General features: G+C 66.9%; 1 protein-coding gene. It reads left to right on the top strand.

All coding sequences use genetic code 11. From position 1 onward, the window contains the following. Window positions 1-103: 103 nt before the first annotated feature. Window positions 104-625: ABC transporter permease (locus L6Q96_23380; GenBank protein MCK6557490.1), on the top strand; the 522-nt coding region annotated here is incomplete at its 3' end.

Below are 625 nucleotides of genomic sequence, written 5' to 3'. Positions count from 1 at the left end.
CTACTTCTTCACGCTGCTCGGGCTGCTGATGGGGCTGGTCGGCGACCTGATGTACGTCGTGATCGACCCGCGCATCGACTTCGCCAGCCGCAGGGTCTAGGCGATGGCGCTCGTGAAGCTCTCGCCCATCAACCGCCGGCGGCTGCACAACTTCCGCGCCAACCACCGGGGCTACTGGAGCTTCTGGCTGTTCCTGGCGCTGTTCTTCGTCAGCCTGTTCGCCGAGCTGATCGCCAACGACAGGCCGATCCTCGTGCGCTACGACGGCGCCTTCTACACGCCGTTCCTCAAGGCCTACCCCGAGACCACGTTCGGCGGCTTCTTCGAGACCGAGGCCGAGTACCGCGACCCCGAGGTCAGGAAGCTGATCGAGGCCAAGGGCTGGATGGTCTTCCCGCTCATCCCCTACAACTACAGCACCGTCATCGCCGACCTGCCGACGCCGGCGCCGGCGCCGCCTTCGGCCAGGAACTGGCTCGGCACCGACGACCAGGCGCGCGACGTCGTGGCGCGCATCATCTACGGCTTCCGCATCTCGGTGCTGTTCGGCCTGATCCTGACGGTCCTGAGCTCGATCGTCGGGGTCGTCGCCGGGGCGGTGCAGGGCTATTTCGGCGGCTGGACC

The organism is Candidatus Binatia bacterium (assembly GCA_023150935.1).
Taxonomy (GTDB): Bacteria; Desulfobacterota; Binatia; order HRBIN30; family HRBIN30; genus JAKLJW01.
The sequence above is the reverse complement of the archived record's forward strand: the minus strand, read 5'-3'. Positions and strand labels throughout refer to the sequence as shown.